Genomic DNA, 26647 nt, shown 5'->3' with positions numbered 1-26647 from the left:
ACCTGCTTGCGGACAGCCCTTTTCAAGCGGACTTAAGCCAGTCCCTTTTCCCCTTCTTGGGGCGCATGAACGCGCTTGATGAAGAAACCGAGAATCAACGCGAGGCAGCCGACCCAGAACGCCGTGACGAATGCATTATGGAGTCCGGCGACAAGCCCCTCGGCGGGGTTACCTTTCGGATTGGCGATGAAGTAGGATTTCGTACCGGATGACATGATGCTGATGAAGAGCGCTGTACCGATAGCGCCCGCCACTTGCTGCAGCGTGTTCAGAATCGCTGTTCCGTGCGGATACAGATGACGCGGCAGTTGATTGAGCCCGGTTGTCTGGGCAGGCATCATAACAAGTGAAATTCCGATCAATAGAATGATATGAAGCGTGACGACATGTCCGGTCGAAGTGGTGACAGAAATGCCCGTGAACAACCATATCGCCAGAAGCACCAAAATTAAGCCAGGAATGACGAGGACGCGCGGCCCGTATTTATCGAACAGCTTGCCCGATATCGGCGCCATGATGCCATTGATAATACCGCCAGGCATAAGCGTTAATCCGGCCTTGAATGCTGACATCAGCAGCGCGGTCTGCAAAAATAGCGGCAGCAAAATCATCGTCGAGAACAGCGTCATCATAAGCACGAGCATCATGATCGTCACCAGGGAAAACATCGGGAACTTAAAAGCGCGAAGATCAAGAATCGGCTCTTTCATGACGAGCTGGCGAATAACAAACAAGATGACCGCTGCGGCACCGACGGCGATCGTCCACACGACCTCCGGAGCGTTCCACGAGCCTTCGCCCGCTTTGCTGAAGCCATACACGATGCCGCCGAATCCGATGCTGGAAAGCAGAATGGAGAGAATATCCACCTTCGGCCTTGTCAGATCCGACACGTTGCGAAGATACGCCGCGGCGAAGATAATGGAGAAGGCCGCAAGCGGAATGACTAGATAGAACAGCCAACGCCAGCTCAACTGGTCGATAATCAGACCTGCCAGCGTAGGTCCGATCGCCGGCCCGAACATGATGACGAGCCCGATCATTCCCATCGCTCCTCCCCTTTTCTCAGGCGGATAGATGACGAGTATCGTGTTCATCATGACGGGCAGCATAAGTCCCGTTCCTAAGGCTTGTATGATTCTGCCGAACAGCAGAATGCTGAATGCAGGCGCAATTCCGCAGATGACAGTTCCCGCCAGAAACAGAATCATGGCGGACAGAAACATTTGCCTCGTTGTAAACCATTGTTGAAGAAGTGCAGTAACAGGCACGAGAATACCGATAACGAGCATATACGAGGTGGATAGCCACTGGATAGTTGCAGGCTCAATGGCAAACTCTTTCATCAGATCGGGAAAGGCGATGTTCAGCAGCGTTTCGTTCAAGATGGCCACGAAAGCGCCGATGACAAGTGCAGCTACGATCGGCCCCCGCTTGATCTTGCTCAAATCGATTGAAGCGTGACCCGCTTCGCTTGAGACGTTCAACTTCATTCCTCCTCTACCTTGTGAAATATGGATTCCGGACATTTCAACATATTACCATTTGTCTAAGTACTTCGACATAGAATCGAGCCCTATAAAATGGTTATAGTTTATTTTTCCGCTTTTATTGTAACTCTAAACGCTCAGAAACACAAACATTTGTTCCCATTTTTGGACATGTACAATTTGTACGCTCGTTTTGCCGTACCTCGTCCAAAATTGGGTCCCTGCCTTCACACTTGTCGCACGGTTTCCGAATATGATTGTTTAGCGTATCAAACAACGTGTGACACAAACCCATATATAAGGGAAGTGGCTCGATGACAACCAAGACTACGCCTTACTCCAGACGGATGCAGCGCAGCTCCAGCCAAATGCACCGTTTCATCAACAAGCTCTGCGTCAAGGGCAATGAGCATCTTCGCTTTCTGCTCGTCCACGATTCCGAGCGCGACAGGCGAGACCATGCGAACTCAGCCCATTCGCTCAACTCCTTGAATACGGCCGGCGGCAAGCAAGCGATCCCGCTGCACAAACCTCTTCTCCTGCTCGAGAAGCAGGTACCGCAAATCCGGCTGATCTCCAAACAGAATAAACCTATCCACCTGCTTAGTCACAATGCCCAGGGCTACGCTGTTTTCATGGAAATCAACCGCAGAGGAAACGACGGGGACATCGCAGGAATCCGGGCCCAGTTCATCGATGTGGATCTGAACAAAGTATCCGGCAAGTTTCCGACTAGAGAACTGCTCCGGCACACGATCAAGCGGTTGAAATCCGATCCGGCCGAGAAATTGGCCTCCATCAACATTACGCGTAGCAAACAGGGTGATTATGTCTTGAAAGCGCAGAGAACCGAGGCGCGCGTAACACAATTGAAGCAAGAATTCCTCCGGAAGCATTGGCACCACATCAAGAAAGCTATGATCGTCGAAACCAAAAACGGCTATCACATTTATTGGCCCCTCCTGAGCGGAAGCGTCGGTCCATTCGTCCCGATTCAGAAAGCGCTGTCCGACAAATTCGGCTCCGATCCGATGATTACCAATCTGACCAGAGTCATGCGCGTTCCCGGCTTTTATCATATGAAGGATCCCGTTAAACCCTATATGGTCAGAGTCATCCATTGGGGAAGAGAAGGGTCCTTTACCCAGGAAGAACTGATACGCAGTCTTGGGCTCAGAATGTTGTAAACCGGATGACCGCAATTATCCGCGGCGCCAAAAAAAGCACCCGTACGGAACCGTTGGTTAGATGGCCAACCGTCCTAGACGAGTGCTTTCTTGCTTAATCTCCAATCGCTTCCGGCTTATAATACGGCGGTGCTTTTAACCACCCTCTTTTCACCATAAGATCCTTGAGCACAATGGAGAACGTTAACTTTTTGATTTGAAACCTGGCAAACATCGCGGCTACATCCGGCCTGACGGACTCCGTCAACCCGCGGCAAGCATAATTGATGCCCAGCACAATATTGAAGCTAAGCAGATTGGCTACTTCGTCATCGGATAGCCTGGAACCCTCGGGAATACCGCGGAAATCGCCCACAGGCTTATCGGGAGATACCTGCGGCAGCGGTATGCCTTCAGCTTTCAGGAAGGCCGTTAGTTCCTCAAAGATCGGCCGATGAACATCGTTAATCACTTCTTCCAGCTTATCCCGAAGCTCTTCATCATGCACGATATTGAAGGAGACCTGTTCGCCGCGCATCGTCTGCTCCGTAGCCGTTAAATAGAACCACAGGTTCATGACTTCACCGACGTTCAAAGGGGGCTTCTCACCGTCCAGAAACGGCTTGATCGCATCATTGAGCACTTCCATCACATTCATGTCCGTACGCTCCTTTTTTGCTAGTTAGCTTACCCCTTTTCTAAACGTACTATGAACATTATTCCTGCTGCTGGTTCCGTTCGCTTATTTCAATTCCGTAATGAATCGATCAATTTCACCGGTTGGCGTAAGGATGGTCTCATAGACCTTAACCGAAATGTTGCCTTGAATTTGGTCTTGCGTCAGATTGCTGAAGGTTAGCTTCTGAGTGCCGCTGACCAAGCGGTTGGCACCGGTAAACGGGAAAGAGCTCGAACCCAAGGAGCGCCCTAACGGATCAACCAGTTCAAATTTCAGTTTGGAAAAAGCCGTATCGAGCACAACTTCGGAAACACGTTCCATGTCCATATCCAAATTTAATTTGTACGTGTAGGAGAAGCCGGTCGCCCCCATCGCCGTCAGCTGCGATAGCGTCCAGCTTTTCAAATTCAGCTTAAAGGGATACAAGGAGATGTTATTGTGATCCGTCTCGGTTTGAACCTGCACAGGATAACTGGCAATCGTCGACTTATAGGAAGAATTAGACAATACTTTCTGTACATTCAATTGAAATTGTTCACTTTGTTCGGTGGATGGCAGGGTGAAGCCGTAGCTGACGATCATTCCCGTTCCAGGAGCTATATCCTCTGCACTTACCGTCTGGCGTCTGCCTGCATACGCATTGCCGGCATCCCCCGCTAATTCCGCTCCGAAAGCCGGAACCGGAATCGGTTTATCGCTTTTGTTGAACAATTTGAACTTAGCCAGTCCTGTTTGATTCCCGGTCTCTTCGTTATCCGTTATGTGCAGCTCCTCCAGCGAAACGTTCAAACTGGGATTAATGAAGTCATTCGTTTGGGTAAATGCCATCGGGCTGCCGAACAGATACGTGTTTGCATCCGGTCCTGCAATCGTCCCTGCGTTAGCAGGCAGCCGGAATCCGATACGCCCTGTCCAGTATTGCAGCGGCGCATTCTGACCTTGCTTCAAGAAGCTCTCCGGTGTTAGGACATATAAGGCATCCAGCGTCGTATTCGTATCGGTCGTTATAGCAAAATGAATCGACTTCTTACCTCCGGCATCCAGGCTGATCGGAGCCTCTTCCACCCGTTTCCCGATGAAGGCTTGGCCCGCCGACTTCCCGCTCAAGGTGAAATCCGGAATCGTTTCCGCATAGCTGCCTTGGTTCTCCGCCTGAATCTCCACGATGTAGGCCGGCGTCTGTCCTGTAAACTGCTTGGATAGCTTCACAGCCGAATACTTCAAGTCCGAATCGATACCTGGAAGAGCGAATCGGACACCCCAATCGCCCAGTCGGGCCGAATCTTCAATGACGGCATCTTGGCCGCGCCATACGATGGAATCGATTGCCGCATCCGCAAGAAGCGTTTCCTGCTTAGGATACACATTCTGATCGACATCGACCCATAGAAGATTCGTTAACTGCACATCCTTTTTCACACCGATATCCGTCATATAGCTCAGCGTCACATTGCCTTGAGGAAGGATGGAACGAGCATTGCCGGCGCTTGGCTGCAAGGTGTAGACCGTGCCATCCGCAGTGCGGATGCGAAGCTCGTAGTCCGGGATTCGAATCGTAGTTTCGGATGTGTTCGTTAACGTAATGGCTGCTCCAACCCGCCAACCGTCTGGCGATTTTTCCTGGAAAATGCTCTTGATATGAGCCCGGGCGTTGTCGGTCAGGGTATACTCTTGCGGCGTTTCTGCCGGAAGCTCGGATATAGCCGCCGCAGCCGCCGGTACATACAGCCGCTTCGCTTCATAAGAAGAAGTCACCAGCAATTCCCGGGTTGCGGGCGATACGCCGCCGAACTTGCCGTCGGTCAGGTTGCCAAGCAAATTCATTCGAACAGCCGCTGCGGCATACCCTCGGGCCCATTCGGATACCGTATCGTCGTTTCCTCCTGAATTCGATTGCGCTTCAGTCTCTTTATTCAAGCCCCGGATCAAGAAGGCGGCCAGTTGTTCTTTGGTTACTTCGCCCGCGGGATGAAAGGTGCCTGCACCGAAGCCGTCCGTCAGATTCGCCGCCTTCAATGCCTCGATATACGGCAGCGCATACCCATTGGCAGGATCGGCTGCACTCACATCGCTGAAGCTTGAGACACTTAGTGAAGTGTCCACCTTCAGTTTGAAAATCAACGCGGCGGCTTTCGCGAATTGGGCGCGGTTCATTTTCTCATGCAGGCCGAACACTCCCTCGCCCAAACCGTCAAAAATGCCCGCAGCAATCATGGCATCGAATTTAGCCCTCGTTCCGGCATCCAGCTGACTCAAATCGCTGAAATCGGAGGAGGATTTAGGCGAAGCAGCGGCTTGCGCTGCCGATGATAGCAGGGTAACAGCCATACACGCGCTGATTATAACCGATAAACTCTTCTTCATTGTTTAGTGCCTCCCATCATATATCGATCTTACATCCGCATGCGCTTAGGTCTGCTCTTTGACTTCAACGGGTTTCTTTCTCCGATTAATGAAGAATAGAACGAACGGAATACATACGAAGGCCGGAATGGCCGAGATAAAAAAAGTATCTGCAATAGACCTGACGTAGGCCTCTTTCTGCATGAAGCCGGCAAGATAAGAGGTCGCTGTTCCCGTAGCCGTAGCCCTATCCACCGCCCAAGCATAAATAGCTCCGGTAAGCGTCGATACGGTAGTGTTCGCCATCACGGAATCGACAGGCACGCTTTCGGTAATGTGCTGATAATGGACGATCTGACGATTGCCCATAATCGCGGTAAATATAGCAATCCCCAGCGATCCCGCCACCTGGCGAAGCACATTCGAGAGCGGCGAGGCGTTACCGATTTGCTCCGGTGCGACCGCATTCATGCCCGCAGAGGTCAGCGGCATCAGGCAAACGCCTATGCCAATCCCGCGGATCGTGAGCATGAAGTTCAGCCAATGATTCGGCGTATCTGCCGTCAATAGATGCAGTTCCGCGGTCGTTATTCCTAAGATCGCCAGTCCGGCGATACAAACCGGAACAACCCCGAATTTCTCTACCAATTTGCCGCTGACAGCCATCATCACCGCCATCGCGATGGATTGCGGCATCAAGAGAATACCCGTCTGCATGGCATTAAGCCCTTGAATGCTTTGGAGATACACCGGCGCCAGGAAAGTGCCGCCCATCATGGCCATCATCACCAGGCTGCCGGAAACGACACTGATCGTAAATTTCACATTTTTGAATAAGCTCAAGTCCAGAACAGGCTGTTTGGCTCCAAGCTCCACCCAAATCAACAGCATGAAACTGGAGAGTGCAATAAATAACAGACTGACAATGAACAAGGACGTCCAGCCTTCCGATTGTCCTTTGCTCAAGGCGAGCAGCAGGCTCCCGAAGAAAATCATGGATAAAGCGGCCCCCGGCGTGTCAAATTTCAACCCGGACGCCCGAGGAGACTCCTTCATCAGTATCTTACCGAGTACAACAGCCAGAATTCCGATCGGGACATTGATGAAAAAGAGAAGCCGCCAGCTGAAATTCTGGATGAGATACCCCCCGAACGTCGGCCCGAGAGCGGGCGCCACCATGGCCGCGATCCCCCATAGTCCCATTGCCGTACCTGTTTTCTCCTTAGGAAAAGTCGTGAAAATAATCGACATCCCCACCGGCATGATGAAACCGCCGGCGAACCCTTGAATGATCCTGAATATGATCATGGTGTTGGCGCTCCACGCCAAACCGCATAGAACGGAAAATATCGTAAACCCGGCTACGGAATAGATAAATAAATTTTTATTGCCGAATCTCGCGCCCAAATACCCGCTCATGGGAATCACCATAGCGGAAGCCAGTGTATATCCCGTTATGATCCACTGCATCGTCGCGAGGTCCGAACCGAAAACCGCAACGAATTTGTTCATAGCTACGTTCATTAGGCTGCTGTTCAGTACAGCTACGAAAGTCCCCGTAACGATAGCAATTAGCGACAGCCACATCTGGCCATTGCCCTCTGATTTTGGTTGTGTTACTACCGATCCATCGGCCATGAGTGCGCCTCCTATTCGGCTTTAACCTTCGTGCCTTCAGTCAAGCTATCCGCAGGCTTCACGATAATTTGTTGATTGGCCTTGATGCTTCCGTTAGACGCCACATACAGCCAGTCCTGGTTCTTCACTTCGGTTTGCACTTCAACGAGATGCGCCATGCCGTTGTCCGCCGTGAACACATAATCTTTCTGGTCTTTGCGGATCACAGCGCTTTTGGGCACTTCCAGACGACTCTGCTGCGAAGCCTGCAGGTTAACCTCCGCTACCATCCCGGCAAACAGCAAGCCTTCTTTATTATCAACCTTCACCTTCACAGGAAATGAATTGCTGTTGGTGTTCGCGACCGGGCTGACGAATGAAACCACGCCCGGAAAGCTTTTACCCGGCACGTTCTGTATCGTAACGTCTACGTTCATGCCTTCCTTCACTTGTGTAATTTGGTTATCCGCTACGCTCAGCTCCACTTGGACTTGATCCATATTAACTAACGAGAGGATCTGCGCCCCGGCCTGCGCCAGCTCACCCGGCGAAATGCCCTTCTTCACGATCACTCCGTCAATCGGAGCGGTAATGGTCGCATTGCTCAGCCCGCTGTTGGCAAGCTCAAGACTCGCATTCAGGCGTTCGACGTCCGCTTGAAGCGCTTTGAGCGTATTTTCCGTCGGACCGCTGATGGCAAGCTCCAGCTTGGCTTCGGTTCCTCTCCACTGTGCTTCAGCGGCTTTCTGTGCGCCCTGTGCTTGCTCATAAGCTGCATTGGCCTTCTCGAATTCGAAGGTTCCTTTGTCCATATCATCCTGCGACACATTGGAGCTGCTCTCGAATGCATTGCGAAGCCGGTTATATGTGCTTGCGGCGAGGTCGAAGCCCGCCTTGGCCTGTTCGACAGCCGCCGTTGCCTGCTCGTATGCCCCTCTCGCTGCAGTGATGGCGCTTTGTAGTCCGGCAATCTCTTGTTTACGGGCACCCGCTTGCGTATCGGCCAGCTTAGCCTGAGCTGCGCTGCTGGAAGATTCGGCTTGTTTCACTTGCTGAATCAACTCCGTCGTCTCCAATTGCACGAGTACATCGCCCTTCTTCACCTTACTGCCTTCCTGCACACGAACTTCAGCAACTTTGCCGGATACCTTCGATACGATATTAATGCTCTGGTCGGGAATCACTTTGCCGTTCAGACTTGCAGCCGCACTAGGTCCCAGCTTGATCACTTGAACAGGAACGGCCGCCGCACCCGCTTCTTCCGCCTCTATAGCCCCGCATGCGGGAAGCACGGTAATAGCGGCAAGCAGCAAAGCGGCAGGAACAATTAATTTGTTTAATCTATTCATTGGAATGGCTCCTCCTTGTCTAATTGCTCTTCAAGTGAATTTTGATGTTCGAGCTGATGCCAGGCATTAAATCAAGGCCCTGATGATCTTCGATCGCTATTTTAACCGGAATGCGCTGAGTGACTTTGGTGAAATTACCGCTCGTATTCGTAGCAGGCAGCAGCGAGAAAGTCGAGGCTGTGGCCCTGCTTATTTCCTGTACTTTCCCCGTTAGCACTTTGCCTGGAAAATTATCCAGCTTGATGTCGACCTTCTGGCCCTCATGGACTTTATTGATCGCCGTCTCCTCGATATTGGCAGACACGAACAGCCTGCTGGAGTCGACAACCATCGCAACGGCCTGACCAACCGACGCAACTTCCCCGGTCTTGATCAAAGTCTTGATGACGGTGCCGTCGATAGGCGATCTCAACGCCGCTTGATCCATACTGCTCGTAGCCAGATTATTGATATCCTGCTGTCCGATAATCTGATCGGCGAGCACATGCGCGCCCTCTTCAACCTGCAAGGAGGTCACCTTGCCTGTAATACGCGGCATGACTTTATAGATATCCCCTGCCAGCCGGGAATCCTCGGTCGAGATATAATTTTGGCCCTCATACCAGAAATAACCGGCAATCCCGCCTCCGCCAATAACGATAATCGTCAAAATGACATACAACATAATTTTTCGTTTCATGTTTCTCCTCCCCCTCGCCCTTTGAACAATTGTTTTTAACAATCGTTTTTAACAGTTGTTAAACTACATGGAGGTAATTATAGGTCCTCTTCCTCAGACCGTCAATGAAAAATTTCCAGATTACCAATAGACCTTAAATGAAAGAAACCCGCGGTCCCTTGGCAGGACTCGCAGGCGTTTGACTTCAGTGATATTCTCCTATAAAATTCGTTAAAACAGATGCTGCTAACAACTGTTAAACGGAGGTGCAGTCGATTCCTCGATGAGCAAACAAGAACTCGATGTGAAGCATAAAATTATCATATCTGCTAAGAAGCTGTTCGCCCAGCAGGGGTATGAAGGAACGAGCGTCAGAAAAATTTGTGACGAAGCCGGCGTGTCGCTGCCGCTTATTTCGTATCATTTCGGAGGCAAGGAGAACGTCTTTCTGGCCATACTCGAACCGCTCGAGAAGCTGCCCTTTACTCCCGAGACGGGGGATCCCAAGCAAGATTTGCAAAATTACCTTGAGGTGATGATTGCTTTCTACCAGCGGGAACGGGAAATTTCACAAATCATCCGGCAAGAACTGGCCATGAACAGCACACGAGCGGACAAAATCATTACGTTCATCCAAAACTCCACGAATAAATTAAAGAGCATTCTGGAGAACGGCAGAGCCAAAGGCGTTTTTGAATACCAATCCACATCGAATGCTTTGCGCCTCATCCTTGGATGTATGAGCATGGTTTCCGTCTCCAAGGTTGGTATGATGGAAGTCATCATCGGTGAAACGGAAAGCAATAACTACCCGATTGAGCAAGAAGTTATCGATTTTATTTACAAAGGAATCCGGCGTTGAATAACGGCAAACCCCATTACATACAGCAATAGCCTCCTTCCCTGACATGCCAGGGAAGGAGGCTATTCGTTTCTGCTATTCTTGTTCTTGTTTCATTAGGAATCTCTTCAACACGACTGCTGCTTGTGCACGGGTTGTGATGCCTTCCGGCACATAAGTATCGTCCGTCATCCCCTGCATAATGCCCATCTTCACGACCAGCGCCACAGCATCCTTCGCCCAGCTCTGAATCCGGTCACTATCCTTAAATTTATCGGTAGAAGTGTCCGCAGATAGGGCGCTCTTGCCTGAGGTTACGAAGCTGTAAGCGCGGGCCATCATAACCGCCATTTGTTCGCGGGTTATGTTCTCGTCAGGCGCGAATCGCCCAGACTCCAAGCCATTGACAAGACCGCTCTGCGCCGCTGCAAGAACCTCCCGATAGTACCAGGCGGTCTCGCTCACGTCGGAGAAGGTCACATGCGATGGAGTCCCCTGCGCCTTTATTCCCAAAGCCCGGACGAGCATGGCGGCGAACTCCGCCCTGCTGACCGCACCCTCCGGCCGGAATTCGGATGGGGAGACCCCGTTCACCAAGAGTCGCCGCGCCATCCAATCGATTTCCTCCATCGCCCAATGGTTGTGTGTGTCCGTGAAGCTGTTCGCATAGCTCATGACCGCAAAGATGCCGCCGCCGCTCATATCAAACTTCAGCCCTTGATCGCCGTTCGGCTTGCTGCGCACGTACGACCAGGCTGCGGCTGCAGGATCGTACCGGTAAATATCCAGAGATTTCCCTTGAAGTCCTGAGAAGTTGCCCTCTATAGCATTCGCCTTGGAGAGAGGCACAAGCACGACTTTGGCCCCGTTCACCGTTTCGATGACGACACTTGCGGCCCCCGCTATTGAATTCGGATCCAAGCTCACCTTACGGGCTGCTTCCTCCGCTTCTTTGCTCAGCTGACCTTTCGCTAGATGTAAGGTTACTCGAACCTTCGCCCCCTCTTCCTCATCCCTGATCGAGAATGCGGAAGGGTCCAACTTGATGCTCGTATGGTCAGATGTCACTCGAAGAATAGCGTGTGCATCCGCCATTGGGCCGATACTCTCTGCAGGGAACTGCAGGATGATCTCGTCAGCAGGCTCTTTGACCCCGATATAAAGCTCTTGAGACGGCTTCAATTGTTTCAGGGCTTCCGTTATTGCCTCTTTCCCAATCGTCAGATACAGGATCGTTCCGCCCGTGGAAGACGTTTTCTTCTCCACTACCGCTTTCTCACCCAGATCCAAGGGATCCTTAGTGGAAGGAACCGGTGAGCCGCCGCCTGAAGACGAAGAGGGTGTGGGCGGATTGCTGTCAGGTGCCAGATTCGCTGTAGCAGCCGGCGAAGCGTTTCCTTGAAGATCCTTCACAGCACCTTCCAGTAACGTAAGTACGGAAGCCGCCGGTACTTTTCCATCCACGGTCAATAGCAGCTCTCGGCTTTCGGTTTGATCGCGCTGCGTGACTGCGACAGCCGAAGTAATCAGTCCCTCGGTCCCATTCAATCGGATCTTGCCGGGATCCGCAGTCGCAGCGATCGGCTCATTATAAGTAAGGCGTAGAATGCGGCCTCCGCTTTCCACTTTTACAGCAGCTAATGCCGGTCCTGCCGTGTCGAGAGCGGTTGGGGTAAACTCCTGTACGAAGCTAGTTGCCGCCGTCATCTTCACGCCTGCATAGCTAGTGACATACGCAGGGTCCAACTGCAGTTCGTATTTGGCTCCATTCCCCGTTAACGGAGCTTTCGGTGTAAACCGTATCGTTCTGGAAAGCATGACTGTTTCATCCGATGCGCTTGCCTCCTGCTGGATGAAGGCAGCTATCCCTTCCAACTCCTGACCGTTCAGTGTTAAGGTTACGGCCCCAGCTTTCAAACCGACCACCTTCAGATACTTGGAGAACGTGATATCCACATAACTACCGCCGGCATAGGTAACCCCTGTTACCGAAGAAATCGTTGGAGCATCCCTTGAGATCATCCCTGCGTTGACTTCCGTCCGCGGAGGCGGCACGTCAAGCTCATCGCTGGACATAGTCTGGTAGCCCTTCTTGCTCCAAGTGACCTTCCATCTGCCCGGCGGCACATCCCAGCCGTATTTACCGGCGGCATCCGTCAGCTGCGGATTGATTTGATCATATTCCTTAGCGTCCCAGGACTCCCAAACCCCCGAGTTCTTATCCAGATACGAGACTGTCGCCGTTACATCCGGAAGCGGATTGCTCTTCACCGCTTCGTATACGTAGCCGCTTGGATCGTAAATCCATTTCGGCCTTGCAATTTTGCGGCCTTTATTCTTTTTCCTATCCGGATTATCGCTGCATTTGTTATATCCGGATCCTATCGCATCGATCTGTTCGTCCACATAGTTATCGATTTTATCTTCCAGCACGCCGGTAGCGAAACCGGCCACGACGGCACCGCCTCCCGTCAGCGCCATGGCTCCCGTCCATGCGCCCAAAGCGGTTTTGGCCACCTCGCCGACAACCAGCGCCGCCAGAGCCTTACCGCCTTGCTTAACGGTAGCCGGCAGCTCCTCCAGACAGTCCAGACCGCTGGTCTCTACGTTGTACATGATTTTGTTCACTTTGCCGGCAAAGCCCATGTAATCTTCATACTGGCCCTTGAATTCATCAATTTGACCTTTCACTTCATCCACATCGGATTTGATTTCCATGAAGTACTCGGCTGTGTGCCCCCAGTCTCCTGCCTTGGCCGGACGGCCAAAAGCTCGCAACCCTGCAAGGCCTGTGAATTCCTCGGAGATCAGATTGCTAGGCATGTACCCGCGGGTCTTGATACTGAGAGAGGTCTCCGTTTCGCTGACCTCGAATCCGGACTGAATCGCCGGAACGCCGGAACGTGCTGCCAATTCTTTCTCCGACTCCGTCGGCCTGTAGTTCGAATCGGGATCTACCGTAAGCGTAATAGTCATCACCTTGTTGCCGAGCTGCGGGAATTTCAGGACCACCGTCCCCGAATAAACGCCATTCGCAAGCTCGAACGGGGTCTTCGAGACGACTTCGAAATCTCTCATCATCGGAGGAAGCGATGCCCGTACTTGATCGAGGTCCGGCATGGCTCCGTCATAGACGCGCTCCGGCTTTTTCACATCATAATCGATGTAAATGCCGCCTAACGCATCATGTGTGGTCGGCACCGTAGCCCGGAATAACTCGCCTTCCCGCACGGCTTCAATCGGATCGCCTTCCTGTCCGTCCATATAGACGCGGACATTCTCCACCTGGTCAGGATTCGAGAATTCGAAATCCAGCAGGAAGGGGTTCCCGGGAACAACAGTGTATGCAAAATCAGGCACCTCCTTGCCGGCTGCGGCCGTCACCCAACGCCCTGCCGGCGCTTGAGCCATCGCCATTCGCAGCAGCTGCGGTCCATTCGCATCGTACATAACGTACACTTTGCTTGATTTCAGGCCGACTCCATTCACCGAAGTCTCCGCCCATAGAACATGATAGCCGGGACCGTCCAGATCCGCTAAGGTAACCGGTGTTTTCCATACGCCTGACGCGTTGGCAACCGCCCCGCCGATTCGGACATTGGAATCATAGATCATTAACGTACTGCCCGCAGGAGCAAACCCGGTCAATACGGCGGCCCTCTCAGGGTCGGATACCCGCTCCGGCGCTTCCAGGGTCACCTTCGGCGCATCCATGTAAACCGTTCCCAGCTTTTCCTCTATCGTCTCGGACCCCAGCGTCGCTTGGATACGCGCAGCTGAAACTAATACGTCACGATTAAACGCAGAAGAAACGGCGAGCTTATACACGACTGACCCCTCATCATTTTTAGCCAGATTCCCAAGCGGTACGCTCAACGTATTCCCCGCCACGGTGATCGGCCCTTTGGCCCCTGTTACCGCCTTGTTCCCAAGATTGTCGGTAACCAACGACGTGCCTTCCGGAATGTCCAATACCAGCAGTGCATTCTCTGCAGACGCGTTATTGTTGTTCCGGTAGGAAGCCCGCAGGGATATCGTACTTCCAGGCATTGCACTAACGGTCTGCGCCATCAAATGGTTGCCTGTTTGATTGGCGAAATACCGGGCTGGGCTGAAGGTGATCTGGCCCAAATTTTTGATCTCATTCGCCGCGATGGAGAAATCCACGGTCGCATATTCATAGCGGTAGCGGTAATTCGCATCCCGAATGCTGCGATTGGCTTCCAGACGGTAATGGCCGCTGCGAGGCACATTGATGTTAAAAACATCGGTCTGGAAGTTGTTATCCCAGGCGTTCGACACATACACCTTGCTGCCGTTATCTTTTAATTCATAAACCGTCGCGCCATAGTAAATATTTCGTCCCAGCTCCACCTTGCCCTGAACGCGGGCCCCCGTCTCCTCCAGCCTGATCTCAGCTGTGGCATTGGAGTTATTGTCCAGGATGACATCCTTACACTGGCTTACATAGGCATAAATCGCACCCGATACGCAGACATTAACCGGCGTTCCCGGACTGCCGCCAATGGAAACCGCATTGGAGAAATACGTGCTTACCCATCCGAATTTCGATTGGACGTGGGATAAGAACATCTCGTTCTCCATGTTCAGCGGCCCCTGCCACTCGGTATCCAAGGCCTTCTTGAACACCCGGAGATTCACGATCCCCTGTCCTGGCTGTCTGACGGGAATGTCCATGATTGTCGTTGTATTGGCCGCTACCGTAGTGTGGATCTGACCGGAATTGTACAGATTGGAGGTTTCGGTGGCTTCTAACAGCACTTCCCCTGCAAAAAGCTCCATCCGAACCTTCCCGTCCAGACTGGTACGCGCCTTCGTGACGACCGGTTGGCCTTTGTAGGTCTGAGTCGCGGTCACATAGGCGTTGAATACCGGCTTATTGGCCGGATCCCTCACCGTCAGCTCCATCATGCCCCTGTCAGGAGAGATGAGGTGAACAGTCAGAACATTCTCCCCGCCCTCCAGCTTCAAGTTCAGCTTCGTACCTGGAGCTAGTTCATAGAACAAGTCGCCAAGATCGAGTTCTGCGGTCACGATTTGATCACGTAACAGTCCGTCGTAAGCATACGTCATGCCGTCAACTGCCGTCGAAGACATCATCAGAAGCTCGCGTTCCGCATCCCATAGGGTAACGGGAACGTTCGCCACCGGTTTCCCTTCGGCATTCACCACTTTCACCCGGACTTGGGCCGGGACCGTTACGGGCAAGATAGCCGTACTGGTTCTGCCCGGTCTAATGGTTATGCCTTCCTGCCTGCCCATCTCGTACTGGTAATTACTCGTATGCAAGTAGATCTGATACTCATCGCCCGGCATTAAGCCTGTCAGCGGTTCAACGCCTTTATCGCCTACGGTCAAGCTGCGGTCTCCCTCTGGCCCCCAGACGGTCAGGATTGCACCTTGAAGCTCCTCCAAGCTCGCGTTTGCAAACTGAATTTGGAGAGTTCCCCCTACAGGAATTGGGAGATCTTCCGCTCGCTCCACCATCTCCGTGCCGTCGGCTTTCCTCTGCTTCAGCAAGATGGAAGTAAGCTCCGTCGCGTTTGGAGACATTTTAAAGGCACCTTGATAGATGCCGGTATTCGCCGCACCCTCGGTTAACGGCACCGATGCCTTTTGAGTAGTCTCCGTACCGTTGAGCTCTTCCTTATACGTCCATTCCACCTTCGTTTCGAGACCCGGCATGCCGCTTGCTATAATCTTGATTGTACTCTCATTCTTCAACGGACCGTTCGCATTGCTGCGTTCCCCTCTCCAGTTCAACATCAGATCCGTTGGGGGTGGATTGCTTCCGCCATCAGATTCCCACGTATACGTCGGTCCATTCGAGCTCCAATGGTACTTGCCGTCAATTGCCTCCACTTGGAATACGTCATCTATAGCCTCTTCCCGCACCTGATTGGTCAAAGCGACCGAATAGCTCGCTTGACCGGTAGCCGGAATGTACTGGATCGGAATGCCGTTCTTATAGAGGGCATAACCCGTAACGCCATCCGGATCGGAGATTCCCGGCCAGCTTAGCGTGATATGATCCTTCCCCGCATCCGACGCCTGCAGACTGCTGCCGGCCGGCCAAACCGGCATGGTGCCGTTAGCAGCGATGAAATAATCAGGGAATGGGATTTCCGTTCCGCCGAACCGCTCTAGGTTGAAAGAGTAGAAATTAACGGTGCCCGTATCTGAAACCGCAGGGCGTTCGCCCGGGGGAATCAAGGAATAAGGCGCTCCGGGCACAGCGACCCTCGCGGAGTTCAGCCCTTGGCTGTCGGATACATAGACTTCCGACTCCTCATCCACATCCCCCGTATCGTCCGTCACCAACACTACCGTTTCATAGGCTACGTAAGCGCCGCTGCGGCTGATGGAAGGGTGCGAGCTATCTTGGTCAAACTCCGTACCGTCCGCCTTGAAGGATACTCGCCGGAAACTGCCGTCGGCATCATCATAGACATAGATGTCATTCTTACCATTCGTATCAACGGTTCCCAAGTCATCCCGGTAAGTCGTAAACGCCATCAATCGGCCGTCACCGCTGAGCGAAGGCGTGTACCCTTGCGTGATTCGCTTCAACTGCTGTCCGTCTGCTGCGGTTCGGTCGAACAAATAGAGGCTCTCCGTACCGATATAGTCATCCTGCGCCGTCAGCTTCGACTTGGAGACGAACGCGATTTTGCTGCCGTCTGCGCTAATCGAAGGGTCCAGACTTTCATCGCTACTATTTGTATCAATCGGGGTGCTAAGTCGCTGCAATTTGGCACCTGGGGCATCCCGGTCGTACAGATACACATCACGCTTCCCGTCCTGGTCCCCGGAGACTAAACCGTTAGCTGCCGTATCGAAAGCTACGAATCGGCCATCGTCGCTGACGGCTACCTTCTCGCTGTCAAAATCCGGAAAGCCTTGGGACGCACCCACAGCATTAATAGTCGTTAATGACTGTGAGACTCTGTCGTACAAGTACACCTTCACATTTGGACTCACGAGCTCCTCGCTGTAGCTGTAGGCTATGTACCGGGCATCCGGCGTCATATCAAAGTGATGCACCCACCCGGTCTCCGACGGTGTTTGGATACGTCGTACTTCCCCCGTTCGCCGGTCCTGAATTTGCACAACGATCCGGCCCGCTCCTGCATCAGCGGTCAGATCGTACGTTAGAAAAGCCAAGTACCTTTCGTCCGCGCTTAGCTCCGATATCGGGCGGTTTGCCGCCGCATACGTCATACTCAGGAGGCCGCGGCTCAGCTTGGAGAGGACATTCCACGATAGCGGGGCTGCCGCAGCCGCTGGCCGGACTAGCGGTGCATAGACCCTATCATAGACAGTCTCCGTTACAGAGGACATCGAATTGCCCGTGCTTGCTATCGATGTTTCAGCCGCTGCCGGCATCACGGAAGTTGCCATTAGGGCTGTGACTAGCAGAATAGCCAGCTTGTTGCGAATCTTTTGCATGAGTCCGAAAGTCATACGTCATCTATCCTCCATTTCCTGATACACTATGTATCAGTATAGCAACAAATGGATTTGTTTTCTAGTCGTATACAGCTTACCCGGACATAGCCAAACAAAAAAAGCACGCATGCCGCAGAAGAATTTCTTCTGCCGGCACGGTGCTTCCGTGGTTCGCCAATCTTTTACATAAAATTCGCTGTTGTCAAATATTCCTTCACAGCCGTAACCGCTTCGTCAATCGTCTTGGCTTGAATGATTACTTTCTCTTGCTCGTACTTCTTCATCGCATGTTCATACCTCGGGTCATAGTAATACGCTAATAAGAGACGGACGGCATGCTCAAATTGGTCCTCGTGAAGCGCGGCTTCGATCTCCTTGGCGATTGGGGTATGAATGCGGTCCTTAATATGCCGATAGGCTTGAAGCAATTCTGCTTTGTTCTCCTGAGGGCGGTAATCTTCAATGATATGACGAACACGTTCAGCAAGCGGCATTTCAATCAAAAGCTGGGTGCCCGTCTCCTTCTTATTGACGATAAATTCGGGAACAACCGCTTTGCCGATTCGTTTGCTTTCACCCTCAACTAAAAAATAAGGAGAATCCTTCAACCTCAGAAGGTTGGTAACGAGCAGAGCTTCGAACGTCTTCTGATTGTTGGCTCGGAGTCCGACATGGCCAAAAATAGATCCTCTATGCCCTGATATGGCTTCCAAATCCAATACCGGATAGCCTTCCTCCTGGAGCTTCCTTAGAATAGCCGTTTTGCCTGCTCCTGTATTCCCGGAAATAACACAGACGCGGGGCTTGAAATCCATCGTCTCCAGCGTTTCGACGACCCATTTGCGATAGGCGCGAAAGCCCCCTGTTAAACGATAGGTTCGTATCCCCATCAAGGAAAGAACCGTTGCAGAGGTATGACTTCGCATGCCGCCGCGCCAACAGAAAACCGCCTTCTGCCCTTTGATCTTTTCAAATGTTTTGACAAAAGCCGGCAATTTGGCCGAAATGATCTCAAGCCCTCTGTCTTTGGCCGCCTGAACACTAACTTGCTTATAAATGGTTCCAATCTCCGCCCGCTCCTGATCATCAAAAAACGGAATATTGATACTGCCCGGAATCGTGGAGTCCTGGAATTCGGAAGGCGACCGAACGTCAATCATAACTAGTTCCTTGCTATCCTTAAGAGCTAGAAGTTCTTCTATGTTGATATCTTGAAACAATGCATATCGCTCCTTTAGATGACTACGATACGGCCCGGATGTTCATCTGTCGTTTCTCCGATGATGCTGGCTTCGACCCCGGCATGCTTCAATTTGCCAAGCAGCTCATCAGCCTGGTCTGCGGCTACAGCAATGAGAAGCCCTCCGGACGTTACCGCATCGCATAAAATCCATTGCCCGATTTGGTCCAAAGTTTCCGGGAACGTGATTGCATTCTGCACATGGGCGAAATTATTTTTGGTGCCTCCGGGAACAAACCCTTCTTCCGCCAACTCCCTGACTCTCGGCAGTACGGGTACATCGCTTGCGGTAATGCGAATGCCCACCTTACTCCCTTTGGCCATTTCGAGAGAGTGTCCGATCAACCCGAAGCCGGTTACGTCCGTGCAGGCGTGTACATCGTAAGGCTCCATTGTTTCCGCAGCGGTCTTGTTAAGTGTGGCCATGACTTCTGTAACCCGCTTAACTTCCTCTTCGCTTAACCGGTCCTTCTTAATTGAAGTTGTCAGAATACCTACTCCAATAGGCTTGGTTAAGATTAACTTATCTCCCGGAATCGCTCCCGCATTGGTTCGCACCTTCTGAGGGTGGACCAGTCCGGTTACGGCAAGTCCGAACTTCGGCTCATTGTCGTCAATGGAATGGCCGCCGACCAGTGTAATGCCTGCTTCATTCATTTTATCTCCAGCGCCCCGTAAGATCTCAGCGAGCACTTGCTTATCTAGAGTACGTATCGGGAAGGCAACAATATTAAGCGCTGTTAGCGGTCTGCCTCCCATAGCATAAATATCGCTTATCGCATTCGCGGCAGCAACCTGTCCGAACGAGTACGGATCATCGACGATCGGAGTGAAGAAATCAACCGTTTGTACCAGAGCCAGATCTTCGCTCAATTGATAAACACCGGCGTCATCACTCGTATCTATGCCTACAAGGAGGTTCGGGTTCGGTATGGCGGAGGGTAATGTCTTAATCACTTCGGACAGATCTGCCGGACCAATTTTACAGCCGCAGCCGCCCTTAGTAGAATAAGATGTAAGTTTAATTTTATCGGAGGTCGTCATCGTTCCTCTTCCTTTCTGTATGCAACAGGAATTGTATCATTTTTACCTTCACCACTTACAGGATGTGTTATAATAATAACCTATTTAGCTCGTCTAATCTAATTTTCGGAGAATCCTATGACAACTGCCAATAGTTCAAATCAAACTGATTCCATCAACAAGAAAGTCGTTCTGTCCGTCATTCTTTTTGCGATTATCGCTATTGTTGGTTTAACGTATGTGAAATGGCTGCCGTATTATCATAAAGCATTCGATGCGGCAGCGAAACACTCCATCGGGTCGTCCATCGTTTCCGGCCAACAGCCGGCAGCTCCCGCTCCTTCTTGGCAAGCGGCATGGGATTATGCCCTGGCTTACTACAAATCGGTTTGGAAGGCCGCACTGCTCGGCATACTCCTCGGTTCTCTCGTCCAGGTGCTACTCCCGTCCAAATGGCTGCTTAGGGTACTCGGCCAAACGACCTTCAAAAGCACCGTAATCGGCGGAATCTCGTCCATCCCTGGTATGATGTGCACATGCTGCGCTGCGCCTCTAGCTGTAGGATTACGCCGGAAAAATGTGTCCGTAGGCGCCAGCCTGGCGTTCTGGCTCGGGAATCCGACCATTAATCCGGCAACCTTGGTGTTTATGACCTTTGTTTTGTCGTGGAAATTCACCTTGATTCGGCTTCTATTCGGACTCGTGCTAACCTTCGGTGTCAGCTATTTGGCTAACTTTTTTGCCGGGAAAGCGGAAGTCCCGGAGAGCCTGGCTGTGCAGCCGGAAGAACTGAAAGACGAACCATCCGGCTCATTCGTACAAAGATGGTTGAAAAGTATAGGGTCCATGGTTCTTCATATCGTTCCGTCCTATATCATCGCAGTGCTCGTCTTAGGGGCAAGCAGAGCTTGGCTATTTCCTGCCGTTCAGGAATCCTCGGGTAATCATATTCTGCTGATTATCGGTTTGGCGATCGCGGGCACACTGTTCGTAATCCCCACAGCGGCAGAGATCCCTATTATCCAAACTTTAATGTCCTTCGGTCTGGGGACGGGACCGGCAGCGGCGCTGCTGCTTACCCTTCCGGCCGTCAGCCTGCCTTCCCTGCTCATGATTTCCAGATCCTTCCCCAAGAAGGTTATCCTGATGGTTACCGTTTCTGTCATTGGGCTTGGTATATTAAGCGGGATTGCAGGGGCGATTTTTCTATAACAGTGAGGGGCGACTCCTTGCTGGCTCGTTGTATGAAAAAGAGACACCTCTTGAGGTGTCTCTTTGATTTCTTCCATGCGAACTGGTTCGATAAAACTCTGCTATCTGCTGTATCGTTTGTTGCTGATGTGGGAGGGACGTGCTTACAGTGAGGCATAAACTTTCATCTTCTTGGTATCAATGATGAGTCCCGCGTTTCGAATGAAATCAAACCCTGGGATACCGTCAATATGTATGCCATAATCCATAGCGCCAATTTCAACCTTACACTCATTCACTCTCCAATCACCTAAAACAACAGCATCAAACCACTTTGTAAACACAATCTCCGTTCCGCCGACACCATGAATAATGGCTGTTCGATCAGTACCCTCCGGTCTAACTCCAATATTGCCCTCGATGTAATCTCAGCCGATGCTGCAATTTTTTGTGTATTTCTCACTTAATTCATCGTAATTGAGCTCAGACTGATCTATCCACCATTGAATTGCTTCTTCTGCGTACTTGTTCTCAAACTTGTTCCACTCATCCCAAATATCTAATTGATAGAGCATGTCCTTAAACTTTCGAAAAGGTTTGCTACCATTGAGTGCCTCGAATAACAAATCTTCAGGATCAGATTTGGTTTGCTTCGCAAATTTCGTCATGACGACAAACGCCTCATTGGAATCAATCTTTGGAATGCCGATATACCGCTCTTCGTTTTCCTCATCATCCCAGTCAATGCCTGGTTCCCCTGTATATGCTTCGTCCATATCCAAAATAACGAGTCCAGTATGTAAATCCAAATAGTACGGATGCTCCATGTTGTTATCTAAATAAGCATCAATAAGCTCGTCCATTAATTTCATTTCGATCAGCACCTTTCCAATAATTAGTTTAACTTAATCTTTTGCAGTTCATCACCAATCTACCACATACGTATATTAAATATACTATTTAAAAGTTAAATGATTGAGTGGTACGTGCTTTTATTTTCTCAAATTCATCTCTTCTTGCCTAGCTTCGACTGAACCCTAGAGTAGTGCCCCTCCCTAACATCCCACACTATTCCGTTTGAACGCCCAATAAAAATAAAAAACCGCCCTCAGGCGGTGTATAAATACTTACGTCGGTTCGTTTGACGATGATGATGTTTCGCTTTCATGATGCGGTAAGAGAGCTTTACAAGATTCGGCACGGAAAATACTTTATCTATAAAATAGGAGAACGCTGAACGGTTTCCTCGTTTCGTGTTGCATTCCATGCAAGCTGCGAATAAGTTTTGGGGAAGATCGGAGCCGCCTTTGCTTGAGGGGACAATGTGATCTACCGTTGTTGCAGGACGTCCGCACCACAAACAAGTGTATTTATCCCGTTTCAATGCCGTTTTGCGATAGTCTCGAAATGAGAAGGGGTTGTAGAGTAATTGGATTGTCTGGTCGTCAATCCAGACGGCACGAGCTCGGTTAACTTCCCGCCAAGCCCGGTCAAGCACGCAAGGGGTCAGCTTCTGACCATCCACATTGAGCACTGTTATCATATTCAATCGCCTCCCAAGGCTTAATTTAGACAATAACCACAGACAATTGATGATTAGATACGTGGTTATGTATGTTGGAGACGAGCTTCTGCAAATGACTTTGAGTCACTGTAATTTCACTCATAAAAAGGCGAAAACCCGCTCCCAGAGCGGGTTCTCAGTATGGAGGTGAGGGGAGTCGAACCCCTGTCCGGAAATATCGCCACACAGGCATCTACGGGTGTAGTCACAGTTTTGATGTCACCAAGGCCAGCGCCCCGTAACCGGCTATGTCCAAGGTCAGCCTGATTATCTTCTTCCGTCGACCCCAGGCGGAGACCGAGCGGCGTATCCCACTAAGGTTGGGCCCCTATCCTAGCACATGGGCGATGCGAGGTAGAAGCTTAGCAGATCAGGTTATTAAGCTGCTGCTAAAGTTGTACGTTGGTTGCCATTTAATAGGCTTTAGCGTTGTTGAAGCGGACGCGTCCCCACTACCCGCAACCCGCGCTCGAACTATCCCCGTCGAATCCAAGAACACCCCCGGATTGCCTTCATATCCGCTGTCAGGCGGAGAAGGTAAAAGACGAGCAGTTGAGAGCCAAATTGCTTGAATCAGATTCAGTGCGAATCTGTCATTCATTTGGTGAATCACTTGCTGTAAACCTAGTATAGCACAAGCTGCGCAAAAATGAACGGTCAGGTTTGTGGAAAGCAAGGTGCAGCCTTCCAGAATACCCAGACAGACAGCTGCAAGCTATCTGGCGACCTTCTGCTTCTCCCGCAGCGCCCGCTGGATGTCGCGCTGCGCATCCTTCTTAGCCGCGGACTCGCGTTTGTCGTACTGCTTCTTCCCTTTGCCGATGCCGATCAGAAGCTTGGCGTATCCGTTGCGGATATACACCTTCAGAGGCACAAGCGTGTAACCTTCCTGCTTGGCCTGCCCGAGCATCTTGGCAATCTGCACCTTCTTCAGGAGCAGCTTCCGTGTCCTCGTCGGATCCTCCGGATTGCTGCGGTTTCCTTGCTCGAAAGGGCTGATGTGCATGTTATGCACAAAGGCTTCGCCATTGCGGATCGTCGAGAAACTATCACCGATGTTCGCTTTACCCGCTCGCAAGGACTTGATCTCCGTGCCGGTCAGGACAAGACCCGCTTCATAGGTTTCCTCAATAAAGTAGTCATGCGATGCCTTCTTATTCTGGGCAAGCACCTTGCCGTCCGCCTTCTTTGTTGCCACGTGAGATCCTCCTCCCGCACATTAATGACGCAGGTAAATACTGCTACAATGTGCATCCTATTGTAGCAAGATCAAGCCCGAAAAGCAAGAAGCGGCGTTATTTCCGCCGCTTCTTACCACTAACGCCGTCCTCGCTCCGCCGGCGGCCGCCCTTGGCGAGCGCGTTCACGCCGCTCGCCCAATCGCTCGCCGGGGCTTCGCCACCCCCCAGCGCAATGCCGCCGCGGCCGCGCTTGCTTTCGCTGCGGCCCACACCGCTGTCTGTCCGCCCGGCGCCGACAGACTCCAGCCTTGCGCTCAAGCTGCCGCCTTCGCTCAGCTTGGGACCGCGCTTGCCGCGTTTGCTGCGGCTCTCGCTCAGCGGTGCGCCGCCAGCTTTGCTGCGACGCGGTTTGCCTGCCGGGATTGCCGCATCGCCTTGGCGCAAACGCCCTCCCTCAGCGGATTTATCGCCGATAGGGGTTCCCCCGCGGCCTGCTTTCGCTGTTTCGCCGCCGCCAGGAGACTTGGCGAAACCGCCTTTGCCCTTCGTATAGCCGCCTTTGCCCTTCTCCGGCTTTCCTTTGCCGCTGCGGAAGCCCTTGAACCCGCCGGCGCCTTTGAACTTGCCGCCACCGCCGCCGCGGCTGAATCCGCCCTCTTTGCGAGGCTTCATATCCACGAGCTCGAAGTCAATCGTATGCTCATCCATATTCACACGGGCTACGCGCACCTTGGTGCTGTCCCCGATTTGATAAATTTTGGAGGTACGCTCGCCGATCAAGGCATGCTGGCGCTCATGATAGTTGTAATAGTCGTCGGTAAGATCGCTCAAGCGAATCAAGCCTTCCACCGTATTATCCAACTCCACGAACATGCCGAAGCCGGTTACGCTGGAAATGATGCCTTCGAACTCCTCGCCGACCTTATCCAGCATGTACTGCGCCTTCTTCAACGCCTCGGTTTCCCGCTCAGCATCGACCGCTACGCGCTCACGCTCGGACGATTGCTGAGCAATATCGTTCATGCGGGAAGCTAAATACTCATGACGCGTATCCGACAGCGTCCCGCTCTCCAGCACTTCACGAATGACCCGATGAATAATCAGATCCGGATAGCGGCGAATCGGCGAAGTAAAATGCGAGTAAAACTCGGCAGCCAAGCCGAAATGCCCCAAGCTCTGCGCATCATAACGCGCCTGCTTCATCGAACGAAGCATTACCTTACTGATGACCGTCTCCTCCGGCGTCCCCTTGATATCTTCCAGCAAGGTCTGCAGTGCGCGCGGATGTACCGAATTGCCTTTGCCTTTGACGGCGTATCCGAAGTTGGTCACGAATTCCATGAAATTCATCAGCTTCTCAGCATCCGGATCCTCATGGACACGGTACAAGAAAGGCACTTTCATCCACGAGAAATGCTCGGCTACTGTTTCATTAGCCGCCAGCATGAACTCCTCAATCATCATTTCCGCGACGGAACGCTCTCTCTTCACGATATCCGTCGGCTTGCCTTCGGGATCTACGATAATTTTGGATTCCTCGAAATCGAAATCAATCGCTCCGCGCTTCATCCTTCTGGACCGCAATCTCGCAGACAGCTCTTCCATCCGCTTAAAGTCTTCCATTAAATACGCATAGCGCTCCACAAGTTCCGGCTCCGCTTCACCGGTCAGCAGTTTGCGGACATTCGTGTAAGTCATGCGCTCGCTAGTCCTGATGACACTGGTGAAAATCTCATGATTCACGACTTTTAAATTTTCGTCAAACTCCATCTCGCAGGACATAGTGAGCCGGTCCACCCGCGGGTTAAGCGAGCATATGCCGTTCGACAGCCGGTGCGGCAGCATCGGAATCACCCGATCGGTGAGATACACCGAGCAGCCGCGGTTATAGGCCTCGATATCAAGCGCCGTGCCTTCGCGAACATAATAACTGACATCCGCAATATGAACGCCTAATTTGTAATGACCGTTGTCCAGAACCTCGACGTTCACCGCATCATCCAAGTCCTTGGCGTCTTCGCCGTCAATCGTAACAATGCGCTTGGAACGCAGATCGCGGCGTCCTTGGCTGACGATCTCGTCTTCCGTAATGGAGTCCGGAGCGGCATCCGCTTCCGCAAGCACTTCTTCGCTGAATGCCTCAGGCAGCTGGAACTTGCGCACAATGGCCAGAATATCAACGCCCGGATCATCCTTATGACCGAGAATCTCGATGACTTCCCCTTCCGCAGCCGAGCGCCCCTCCGGATAATTCACGATCTTCACAACGACCTTCTGTCCTGTGACCGCCCCGTTGAAAGCATGCTGAGGAATGAAAATGTCCCGCGTTACCCGCTTATCGTCCGCAATAACGAATGCATATGTCTCTTGTCCCTGGAAAACGCCTACGATCTGCGTATTGGCACGCGATATGATCCGCACGACCTCGCCTTCCAATCGGCCTCCGCCGGCACTTCTCGACGTAATCTTCACGAATACCGTATCGCCGTTCATCGCGGTATTCAAGTCGTGCGCATTAATGTACACATCAGGATGATCGCGGTCCTCCGGAATTAAGAAAGCGAAGCCCTTAGCGTGCGCTTGCAGCTTCCCTCTGACCAGATTCATCCGTTCCGGTACGCCGTAGCGGTCATTCGCGGCGCGAACGACGTGCCCGCTTTCTTCCATCTGATTTAATAACTTGATAAAATCTTTAAATTCGTTTGCCCCTGTAATCCCAAAATGTTTCTCGAGCTCTTTGTAGGACATAGGCTTATAAGCCTCATCTTGCATTAAAGCGATAATATCTTGATCTTTTACCATACTTTTCACCTTTTCTTGTTGTTGAGCCTAGCT

17 protein-coding genes and 1 other RNA gene are annotated in these 26647 nt (G+C 51.8%); 3 read left to right on the top strand and 15 right to left on the bottom strand.

Going from position 1 to position 26647, the window contains the following annotated elements; translation table 11 throughout:
* Positions 1-32 precede the first annotated feature (32 nt).
* The gene (locus tag PUT07_RS27880) at positions 33-1487 is read right to left on the bottom strand and encodes an MDR family MFS transporter (protein ID WP_274472060.1); all 1455 of its coding nucleotides are present in this window, start codon (positions 1485-1487) and stop codon (positions 33-35) included.
* A gap of 317 nt (positions 1488-1804) precedes the next feature.
* On the opposite strand from PUT07_RS27880, the gene PUT07_RS27875 reads away from it, so the two are divergent.
* Complete coding sequence (locus PUT07_RS27875; RefSeq protein WP_274472059.1) at positions 1805-2677, top strand: DNA-primase RepB domain-containing protein; 873 nt, start codon at positions 1805-1807, stop codon at positions 2675-2677.
* Between the two features lie 94 nt (positions 2678-2771).
* Here PUT07_RS27875 and PUT07_RS27870 read toward each other — a convergent pair whose 3' ends face one another.
* The 5 genes from PUT07_RS27870 to PUT07_RS27850 form a co-directional block, all read right to left on the bottom strand.
* Entirely contained in the window at positions 2772-3314 is a 543-nt protein-coding gene (locus PUT07_RS27870) for a DUF3231 family protein (RefSeq protein WP_274472058.1), read from the bottom strand.
* An 84-nt stretch (positions 3315-3398) separates the two neighbouring features.
* Complete coding sequence (locus tag PUT07_RS27865) at positions 3399-5699, bottom strand: S-layer homology domain-containing protein (RefSeq protein ID WP_274472057.1); 2301 nt, start codon at positions 5697-5699, stop codon at positions 3399-3401.
* A gap of 45 nt (positions 5700-5744) precedes the next feature.
* Positions 5745-7316, bottom strand: a complete 1572-nt coding sequence (locus PUT07_RS27860; protein ID WP_274472056.1) for a DHA2 family efflux MFS transporter permease subunit — start codon at positions 7314-7316, stop codon at positions 5745-5747.
* Positions 7317-7327: 11 nt separating this feature from the next.
* Positions 7328-8644 carry an efflux RND transporter periplasmic adaptor subunit gene (locus PUT07_RS27855; RefSeq protein ID WP_274472055.1) on the bottom strand — a complete coding sequence of 439 codons (1317 nt, stop codon included), beginning with the start codon at positions 8642-8644 and terminating at the stop codon, positions 7328-7330.
* Between the two features lie 19 nt (positions 8645-8663).
* On the bottom strand, positions 8664-9323 hold the full coding sequence (locus tag PUT07_RS27850) for an HlyD family efflux transporter periplasmic adaptor subunit (RefSeq protein WP_274472054.1): 660 nt from the start codon (positions 9321-9323) through the stop codon (positions 8664-8666).
* Between the two features lie 262 nt (positions 9324-9585).
* Between PUT07_RS27850 and PUT07_RS27845 the strand changes: the two genes are divergently transcribed.
* Complete coding sequence (locus tag PUT07_RS27845; protein ID WP_274472053.1) at positions 9586-10164, top strand: TetR/AcrR family transcriptional regulator; 579 nt, start codon at positions 9586-9588, stop codon at positions 10162-10164.
* Between the two features lie 75 nt (positions 10165-10239).
* On the opposite strand, the gene PUT07_RS27840 is transcribed toward PUT07_RS27845, so the two are convergent.
* The 3 genes from PUT07_RS27840 to selD all read right to left on the bottom strand — a co-directional run bounded on the left by PUT07_RS27840 (position 10240) and on the right by selD (position 19897).
* Positions 10240-17628 (bottom strand): S-layer homology domain-containing protein, encoded by a 7389-nt coding sequence (locus tag PUT07_RS27840; RefSeq protein ID WP_274472052.1) that lies wholly within the window; start codon positions 17626-17628, stop codon positions 10240-10242.
* Positions 17629-17795: 167 nt separating this feature from the next.
* Positions 17796-18833 (bottom strand): tRNA 2-selenouridine(34) synthase MnmH, encoded by a 1038-nt coding sequence (gene mnmH, locus PUT07_RS27835; protein ID WP_274472051.1) that lies wholly within the window; start codon positions 18831-18833, stop codon positions 17796-17798.
* A 14-nt stretch (positions 18834-18847) separates the two neighbouring features.
* Entirely contained in the window at positions 18848-19897 is a 1050-nt protein-coding gene (gene selD, locus PUT07_RS27830; protein ID WP_274472050.1) for a selenide, water dikinase SelD, read from the bottom strand.
* A 117-nt stretch (positions 19898-20014) separates the two neighbouring features.
* Here selD and PUT07_RS27825 point away from each other — a divergent pair, with 117 nt between their 5' ends.
* Positions 20015-21088, top strand: coding sequence for a permease (locus PUT07_RS27825; protein WP_274472049.1), 1074 nt, complete (start codon positions 20015-20017; stop codon positions 21086-21088).
* Positions 21089-21231: 143 nt separating this feature from the next.
* Here the strand turns inward: PUT07_RS27825 and PUT07_RS27820 are convergent, their stop codons facing one another.
* The 6 genes from PUT07_RS27820 to rnr all read right to left on the bottom strand — a co-directional run bounded on the left by PUT07_RS27820 (position 21232) and on the right by rnr (position 26614).
* Positions 21232-21366: a hypothetical protein gene (locus tag PUT07_RS27820; protein WP_274472048.1), complete on the bottom strand. Its 135-nt coding sequence runs from the start codon at positions 21364-21366 to the stop codon at positions 21232-21234.
* Between the two features lie 129 nt (positions 21367-21495).
* Entirely contained in the window at positions 21496-21939 is a 444-nt protein-coding gene (locus PUT07_RS27815) for a UPF0158 family protein (RefSeq protein ID WP_274472047.1), read from the bottom strand.
* A 236-nt stretch (positions 21940-22175) separates the two neighbouring features.
* Positions 22176-22610: an HNH endonuclease gene (locus PUT07_RS27810; RefSeq protein ID WP_274472046.1), complete on the bottom strand. Its 435-nt coding sequence runs from the start codon at positions 22608-22610 to the stop codon at positions 22176-22178.
* Positions 22611-22770: 160 nt separating this feature from the next.
* Positions 22771-23134, bottom strand: a transfer-messenger RNA (tmRNA) gene (ssrA, locus tag PUT07_RS27805).
* A gap of 212 nt (positions 23135-23346) precedes the next feature.
* Positions 23347-23829, bottom strand: a complete 483-nt coding sequence (gene smpB / locus PUT07_RS27800; protein WP_274472045.1) for an SsrA-binding protein SmpB — start codon at positions 23827-23829, stop codon at positions 23347-23349.
* A gap of 97 nt (positions 23830-23926) precedes the next feature.
* Positions 23927-26614 (bottom strand): ribonuclease R, encoded by a 2688-nt coding sequence (gene rnr, locus PUT07_RS27795; RefSeq protein WP_274472044.1) that lies wholly within the window; start codon positions 26612-26614, stop codon positions 23927-23929.
* Positions 26615-26647: the final 33 nt, after the last annotated feature.

The organism is Paenibacillus sp. MAHUQ-63 (assembly GCF_028765165.1).
Taxonomy (GTDB): Bacteria; Bacillota; Bacilli; order Paenibacillales; family NBRC-103111; genus Paenibacillus_E.
Note: the sequence above shows the minus strand (reverse complement) of the source record. Positions and strands in the feature narration are given on the sequence as shown.

What these genes read in the sequence shown, in the direction of transcription:
- PUT07_RS27855 (WP_274472055.1), bottom strand. Translation starts at nt 8,644, where the DNA reads ATGAATAGATTAAACAAATTAATTGTTCCTGCCGCTTTGCTGCTTGCC.
- PUT07_RS27865 (WP_274472057.1), bottom strand. Translation starts at nt 5,699, where the DNA reads ATGAAGAAGAGTTTATCGGTTATAATCAGCGCGTGTATGGCTGTTACC.
- rnr (WP_274472044.1), bottom strand. Translation starts at nt 26,614, where the DNA reads ATGGTAAAAGATCAAGATATTATCGCTTTAATGCAAGATGAGGCTTAT.
- PUT07_RS27860 (WP_274472056.1), bottom strand. Translation starts at nt 7,316, where the DNA reads ATGGCCGATGGATCGGTAGTAACACAACCAAAATCAGAGGGCAATGGC.
- PUT07_RS27850 (WP_274472054.1), bottom strand. Translation starts at nt 9,323, where the DNA reads ATGAAACGAAAAATTATGTTGTATGTCATTTTGACGATTATCGTTATT.
- PUT07_RS27845 (WP_274472053.1), top strand. Translation starts at nt 9,586, where the DNA reads ATGAGCAAACAAGAACTCGATGTGAAGCATAAAATTATCATATCTGCT.
- selD (WP_274472050.1), bottom strand. Translation starts at nt 19,897, where the DNA reads ATGACGACCTCCGATAAAATTAAACTTACATCTTATTCTACTAAGGGC.
- PUT07_RS27875 (WP_274472059.1), top strand. Translation starts at nt 1,805, where the DNA reads ATGACAACCAAGACTACGCCTTACTCCAGACGGATGCAGCGCAGCTCC.
- PUT07_RS27840 (WP_274472052.1), bottom strand. Translation starts at nt 17,628, where the DNA reads ATGACTTTCGGACTCATGCAAAAGATTCGCAACAAGCTGGCTATTCTG.
- PUT07_RS27870 (WP_274472058.1), bottom strand. Translation starts at nt 3,314, where the DNA reads ATGAATGTGATGGAAGTGCTCAATGATGCGATCAAGCCGTTTCTGGAC.
- PUT07_RS27810 (WP_274472046.1), bottom strand. Translation starts at nt 22,610, where the DNA reads ATGATAACAGTGCTCAATGTGGATGGTCAGAAGCTGACCCCTTGCGTG.
- PUT07_RS27815 (WP_274472047.1), bottom strand. Translation starts at nt 21,939, where the DNA reads ATGAAATTAATGGACGAGCTTATTGATGCTTATTTAGATAACAACATG.
- PUT07_RS27825 (WP_274472049.1), top strand. Translation starts at nt 20,015, where the DNA reads ATGACAACTGCCAATAGTTCAAATCAAACTGATTCCATCAACAAGAAA.